Here is a 5,540-nt window from a genome sequence, read left to right as displayed (position 1 = left end):
TGGAAGGGGGGCTGCCCCGCAGGGGCGTAACCGACGGCCCGTGAGCAAGGGCGAACGGCTGCCGACGAAACTCGAAGGACAGGCGCCCTTCAAAGCGGGGCGCCTGTCGCTTTTAGAGCTTTCAAAAATTTAGAGCTTTCAAAGAACGCCGGTCAATCGTTGGGGACCGTCAACGACTGGCGCAGCGCCTCCCTGCGCGCCCTGTCCCGGTCCGGCGGGGGAGGAGGAGGCGGTGCCGAGGGACCGTTCCCACTCGCTGCCGGCCGGGTTGGGGATCAGGATGAAGGACGTGCCGAAGCGCTCCCCTTCCTGGTCCACGGCGCTGCAGCGCTCTGCGGCCGACTTGTCCTCCAGGTCCAGGGGCAGGTCGTCGACGCTGTCCCCCAGGTAGAGGACGATGTCGTACTCCTCAGCGACCTTTGCGAAGCGGGGCATCTTGTCGAGGGGCTCCGCTCCGCTGGTGCGGGCCAGCAGGTGGTCCTCCCCGGCCTGGGGCAGGCCCAGGGCCTGAAGCCCCTTCAAGGCCTCGTCAACCTGCTCCTGCGTCTCGAGGGGACGGTTCGTCGCGTAGAAGATCGCCACGCCCAACTCGTCCGCGGCCTTCAGGAGGTCCAGGCGCCGGGCAGAAGGTCCTCCGAGGCGAGGCCGTCCCAGCCCTCCGTTCCGTCAGGGAGCTTCCCCTCGATGAGGCGGTCCGCCATGGAGCGGCTGCGGTCCAGGATCGCCCCGGACAGTCCACGACGAGGGCCAGGGGGCTGTCCTCCCTCCGGCGGCTGACGAAGGCCCATCGGATGCGCTCCAGCGCTGCGTTGTAGGCCTGATGGCACAGCGCGCGGTACTCGGCGGAGGTCCTCGTCCAGAGGACGGCCGTGAGGGACTGGTCGGCGACCTCACGCTCAGAAACGACGGGAACCGGGGCGGGAGCGGCGGCCTCGACCGGCTTGTCTGCGTCGGCCCGGGGCGTCGGGGCCTGCGTTTTGGCCCGGATGACGAGCAGGGTCGCGACGAGGGCGACGACGCCCCACCACGCGAGGGTCCTCAGGTACTTCCTGTCTTCCCCAATCTTCATGGTAAGATCCTCCTTAAAGTATAAAAATGAAGTATAAAAATGCTGCCTTGCTGGACTGCGGTATGGTATAACTATACCACGAGGGGGAATTTTTGGGGCGGCCGCGGCGAAGCGTCACGGTGCGCCGGAGCCGTGAACGCGAGGGCGTCGGCCCCGCCGCGGCGGGCGTGGAAGGCGGTGGCGGGCGAACTCCGTTCGCGTCTCGCCTTTGGACACGAGATTGAGTTGGAAGGAGGAACCCCTGTGACGGGCCACGGACACCGCATCGTGAACTTCACGCTGGTGGGGGCCGTCACCTGCTCCCTGCCCGCGGCCCTCTGCGCCCTCCTGGGCGCCACCTTTCCGGACTCCAGCGAGTGGCTGTTGTGGGGGCGAAACAGGAACCGCTGGCACCGGAGGTTCACGCACTGGTTCGTCCCGTGGCTTGTGCTCTCCCTCCTGTGCCTGAACCGCGCGGGGTGGCGGACGCCGACCCTGGCGGGTTTGACGGAGGGGGAGTCGGGGGACCTGTGGGCCTGCGCCGGATTCTGGCTGGCGGGGGGCCTGCTGCACATCGCGATGGACGCCTGCTGCGGCAAGGTGCCCTTTCTCCTGCCCTGGCGAAGGACCTTCGGAGCGCACCTCTTCAGGACCTCTCCCAGGCCGGGGGAGCTCAGTCCGGGGGAGATGGCCGTCACGTTCTTCCTGTCGGCTACGGCCCTGGGAGCTTGGGCTGCGCGCTCGGGGCTCCTCTAGACGGAACCGCTCGGCCCGCAGAGTGGCGGCGGACGGAGCGCCCCCCGTGAACTCCCATCTCAAAAAGGTCAGGAGGTCTTTTTCATGCCGTGGATATGGTCGGTCCTCATGCCGCACCCTCCCATCCTCGTCCCGGAGGTGGGGCGGGGCAGAGAGTCGGAGGCGGCGGAAACGCTCGCCGGTCTTGGTCGGGTGGCGGAGGCGGTGCGAGGCCGGGCGCCGGAGGTCCTGCTGGTCCTCTCCCCGCATCAGCCCTGCGCGCCGTGCGCCCTGGGCCTCAACGCGGCCCCGGAACCCGAGGGGTCCTTCGCGGCCTTCGGGGCCCCGCAGGTGCGGATGGGGTTCCGCTCCCCCGCGGAGGACCGAGAGGTGCTGGGAGGCTTTTTGACGCCCCGCGGCATCCCGATCTCCTACCGGTCCTTGCCCGACCTCTCGTCGGATCAGGGGACCATGGTCCCCCTCCACTTCCTGCGCCGCGCCTGGGGAGGCCTTCCGGCGACGCTGACGGCCTCGCCGACGGGGCTCTCGCCGCGGGGGGCCTTCGACATGGGACGGGCTCTGGCGGACTTCGACGACGGTCGGTCCTGGGCGTTGCTGGCCAGCGGCGACCTGTCGCACCGCCTGATCCCCTCCGCCCCTTCGGGCTACGCCCCGGAGGCGGGGCGCGCCTTCGACGACGCGGTGCTCGAGGCCCTGCGTCGGGGCTCTGCGGCGCCGATCTTCGCCCTCAAACTCAAGACGATCAATGAGGCCGGCCAGTGCGGGCTGTGGTCCGTCCTGGCGATGCTGGGCCTCATGGAGGCCCTGGGCGGCACGGCGAGGGTGCTCTCCTACGAGGGACCCTTCGGCGTAGGCTACTGCACCGCGGCGTGGGACGCTCCGGTCCCCGCCCCCGTCCGCCTGGCGCGGGAGACGGTGACGCGCCTCCTCTCCGGCAGGCCCCTGCCGGAGAGGGGCAGCGACGTGTGCGCTTCGCCGCTGTGGGGGCGGACCGCGGCGTGTTTCGTCTCCATCAAGACGAGTCGGGGCGCCCTCCGCGGCTGCATCGGGACCCTCGCGCCGTCGCAGGCGACGCTGGACCGCGAGATCATCGAGAACGCCGTGGCGGCCGCGACGCGGGACCCGCGCTTCCCCCCCATGACGGCGGAGGAGCTGGAGGGCGTCCGCCTGTCGGTGGATGCTGTCGGATCCGGAGCCCGTCGAGGGCGTGGAGCAGCTGGACCCCAGGCTCTGGGGCGTCATCGTGTCGAAGGGCTGGCGGCGCGGCGTGCTGCTGCCGGACCTGGAGGGCGTGGACACCGCGGAGCAGCAGGTGGAGATCGCGGCCCGAAAGGCCGGCCTCGGCAGCCTGGAGGGCGTCGCGCTCCAGCGCTTCGGCGTGACGCGGTATCGAGAGCAGGATGCGGTGACGGGCCGCCTTCCGATTTTGTCATAACAACTTGAAATGGGGTCGTCAGATGAAGCTTGCGGTGATCGGCACCGGGTACGTGGGCCTTGTGACGGGGACCTGCCTCGCCCGATACGGCAGTACGGTGGCGTGCGTGGATACGAACGGGGAGCGCGTGGCGGCGCTCCGCAGCGGGCGGGTCCCCTTCTACGAGCCCGGGCTGGACGAGATGATGGCGCGCAACGCCGCCGAGGGGCGCCTCTCCTTCACGACGGAGGCGGCGGAGGCTCTGGAAGGGGCGGATGTCTGCTTCATCACGGTGGGGACGCCCTCGGCCCCGGACGGCAGCGCGGACCTCTCCTTCGTCGAGGGAGCGGCCCGCAGCGTCGGGCGCGGCATGTCGGGCGGCCTGCTGACCGTGGTGAAGTCCACCGTCCCCGTGGGGACGAACGCCCGCGTCCGGGACTGGATTCGGGAGGAGCTCGAGGCGCGGGGGGCCCGGCACGCGCTGAACATGGCCTCGAACCCGGAGTTCCTGCGGGAGGGGGCGGCGCTGCGGGACTTCGTGGAGCCGGACCGCGTGGTCCTCGGCGCGGACTCGCCGGAGGCCGCGGAGACCCTGAGGCGCATCTACTCCTTCCTGGAGCCCTCGAAGCTGCTCTTCATGGACATCGCCTCGGCGGAGATGGCGAAGTACGCGGCCAACGCCATGTTGGCGACCCGCATCTCCTTCATGAACGAGATGGCCTGCATCTGCAGCCGCGTGGGGGCGGACGTGGAGAGCGTGCGCCAGGCCATGGGGCGGGACGACCGCATCGGATCGAAGTTCCTGCGGGCGGGCTGCGGCTACGGCGGCTCCTGCTTCCCCAAGGACGTGCGGGCGCTTCGGGACTTCGCCAGGGCGACGGGCTACGAGCCGAACCTCCTGACGGCCGTGGACGAGGTGAACACGCGCGCCAAGGGGCTCCTGCTGGAAAAGCTCCGCGGGCGCCTGGGGGACCTGTCGGGCCGCGTGATCGCCCTGTGGGGCCTGGCCTTCAAGCCCAAGACCTCCGACACCCGTGAGGCGCCGGCCCAGGTCCTGATCCACGGGCTCCTGGCCGCCGGGGCCTCCGTCAGGGCCAGCGACCCCCGCGCCATCGAGGAGACGCGCGCGGCGCTGGGGGACCTGCCCAACGTGACCTACGTTCCGGACCCCTACGAGGCGGCGCGGGGCGCGGACGCCCTGGCCGTGGTCACGGAGTGGGACCTCTACCGCCAGCCGGACTTCGTCCGGCTCCGGTCGCTCCTGCGCACGCCGATCGTCGTCGATGGGCGCAACGTCTACTCCCGCGAGGAGATGGAGCGGGCCGGCTTCGACTACCTCTCCGTCGGGCGCCCGCCCGTTCTGGCCGCCTCCGGCCCGGCGGGGAGGGCGCTCTAGTGTCCGCGCCGTTTCAGCCCCAGCGCGCGCTGGGAGAGTTCCTGCGCAGCGGCAGGGCGGCGGAAACCTCCGTGGCTGTCCTGGGCGACATCGTTCTGGACCGCTACCTCACGGGGTCCACCCGTCGCGTGTCCCGCGAGGCCCCCATTCCCGTCGTGGTGTGCGACACGCGGGCCGCCGCCGACAACCTGGGGGGGCGCGGGGAACGTGGCGGCGAACCTCCGGGGGATCGGGTGCCGCGTCTGGCTTGCGGGCATGGTGGGCGACGACGCCTTCGGCCAGAAGGTGAGGGGGCACGTGCAGTCCTTCAGGATCGAGCCCCGGCTCTGGCCGCGCCGGACCCCCACCCTGGTGAAGACCCGGCTGATCTGTGGTGGGCAGCAGCTGGCCCGATTCGACTTCGAGGATGTTGAGCCCCTGCCTCCGGAGGGCGTGGAGAACGCGCTGGCCTTCCTGAGCAAGGCCATCGACGGTGGCGTGCGCACGGTGATCCTGTCCGACTACGGCCTGGGGTACTGCACGCCGGAGCTGTGCCAGGGCGTCATCTCCATGGCGGCCGAACGGGGCGCCCACGTGCTGGTGGACCCCCGCGGGGTGGACTGGTCCAAGTACCGCGGTGCGACGCTGGCCACGCCGAACCTGGGGGAGTTGAGCGCCACCTGGGGACGCCACGTCCGCAACGATCCGAAGACGGTGGCGGAGGTCGGCGAGAAGGTCCGCCGGAAGAACGGCCTGAAATGGCTCCTGGTGACGCGGTCCTCCCGCGGAATGACGCTTTTGGGGCCGGAGGCCGTCCGCCGCATCCGGGCCCATCCGGTGGGGGTCTTCGACGTCAGCGGCGCGGGGGACACCGTCATCGCCATGCTGGCCGCCCTCAACGCCGCGGGCTTTGACGCGGAGCGGGCCTCCTGCATGGCCAATGAGGC

6 protein-coding genes are annotated in these 5,540 nt (G+C 70.8%); 4 read left to right on the top strand and 2 right to left on the bottom strand.

What is annotated here, in order from left to right; translation table 11 throughout:
• Positions 1 to 138: 138 nt before the first annotated feature.
• A complete protein-coding gene (locus SY1_RS05430) occupies positions 139 to 582 on the bottom strand; it encodes an HAD family acid phosphatase (protein ID WP_208872980.1) in 444 nt (147 codons plus the stop codon).
• Between the two features lie 20 nt (positions 583 to 602).
• Positions 603 to 788 carry a hypothetical protein gene (locus tag SY1_RS05425; RefSeq protein ID WP_015556420.1) on the bottom strand — a complete coding sequence of 62 codons (186 nt, stop codon included), beginning with the start codon at positions 786 to 788 and terminating at the stop codon, positions 603 to 605.
• A gap of 524 nt (positions 789 to 1,312) precedes the next feature.
• Between SY1_RS05425 and SY1_RS05420 the strand changes: the two genes are divergently transcribed.
• The 4 genes from SY1_RS05420 to SY1_RS05405 all read left to right on the top strand — a co-directional run.
• Positions 1,313 to 1,804 (top strand): metal-dependent hydrolase, encoded by a 492-nt coding sequence (locus SY1_RS05420; RefSeq protein WP_208872979.1) that lies wholly within the window; start codon positions 1,313 to 1,315, stop codon positions 1,802 to 1,804.
• An 84-nt stretch (positions 1,805 to 1,888) separates the two neighbouring features.
• Complete coding sequence (locus tag SY1_RS05415) at positions 1,889 to 3,247, top strand: class III extradiol ring-cleavage dioxygenase family protein (protein WP_015556419.1); 1,359 nt, start codon at positions 1,889 to 1,891, stop codon at positions 3,245 to 3,247.
• 14 nt (positions 3,248 to 3,261) lie between these two features.
• Positions 3,262 to 4,614, top strand: a complete 1,353-nt coding sequence (locus tag SY1_RS05410) for a UDP-glucose dehydrogenase family protein (RefSeq protein WP_015556418.1) — start codon at positions 3,262 to 3,264, stop codon at positions 4,612 to 4,614.
• Between the two features lie 207 nt (positions 4,615 to 4,821).
• Positions 4,822 to 5,540: bifunctional heptose 7-phosphate kinase/heptose 1-phosphate adenyltransferase (locus SY1_RS05405; RefSeq protein ID WP_243440592.1), on the top strand; the 719-nt coding region annotated here is incomplete at its 3' end.

Source organism: Fretibacterium fastidiosum, assembly GCF_000210715.1.
GTDB classification, from domain to species: Bacteria; Synergistota; Synergistia; order Synergistales; family Aminobacteriaceae; genus Fretibacterium; species Fretibacterium fastidiosum.
Note: the sequence above shows the minus strand (reverse complement) of the source record. Positions and strands in the feature narration are given on the sequence as shown.